Annotated in this window: 1 pseudogene; it reads left to right on the top strand. The window is 38.3% G+C overall.

Features of this window, described 5'->3' with window-relative positions:
• Positions 1-870: pseudogene (locus tag ACFIJP_RS09405) on the top strand (hypothetical protein); the annotation flags it as partial.

Genomic DNA, 870 nt, shown 5'->3' with positions numbered 1-870 from the left:
TGATCTTATCGCGATTAGGAAAGCAGAACCACATACTCTTTACGAAATAGCTCAAAAAACACCAATAGGAGAACAGCATTATGGTGCTCTTAATGAATTAATGAAGCGTCCATACTTCAAACAGGCTTATAAAGGAGGGGTACAGGAATTCACGAGTGGTGGCAAAGAAGTCAGTTCGTTTTCTTCTGAAAAATTTAATCTCCTTAAAGAAAAACCCAACATGGGAGTTCTCCATGAAACGAAGGTTAAACTTGGTCTTATGAGAGATGAAGCCGAGAAGATAGGAGATAATAGTAAAGTTCATACCTTAGTTGGCATTCAGAAAAAGTTATTAGAGCTTATGGATGATATATCGCCTAAATATAAGAAGGCACGATCATTGTATCACCAATATAGTTCACGTTTAGATGCCATGGATGAAGGTTCCAAAATCCTTAGCAAGTCGGTTAATAAGGATGAGTTCAGTAAAATCTTTGATGAATTACCAAAGGCACAACAAGAATACTTTAAAAAGGGTTCAAGGGCAGAACTTTTACAAGGTATGGGTCAAACAAAAGATGAAGTATCCAAGGCAAAGGAGATTTTTGGTACGAATGATCTGTATAAACGATTTGCAAAGATTTATGGAGCCGATAAAGCTTCTGCGGTCAAGAAGGTTGTCGAAAAAGAAGCTAATTATGCAGATTTTTATAACAGAATACCAGGTCGTGTAGCGGATGAAAAGATATCTTTTACGCATAATGTCAGTATGCCAACGGGTAAACGTGATGCAGCTGTACAATTAGCAAAAGCTGCTGGGAAGGCAGCTTGGATTCCTTTCAAAGAGGCGGCGTTTAGAGAGCGTCAACGGATTGAAAAGGATGTTGTCAA

This window comes from Bartonella sp. MU37NMGALS (assembly GCF_042194015.1).
GTDB lineage: Bacteria > Pseudomonadota > Alphaproteobacteria > Rhizobiales > Rhizobiaceae > Bartonella > Bartonella grahamii.
Note: the sequence above shows the minus strand (reverse complement) of the source record. Positions and strands in the feature narration are given on the sequence as shown.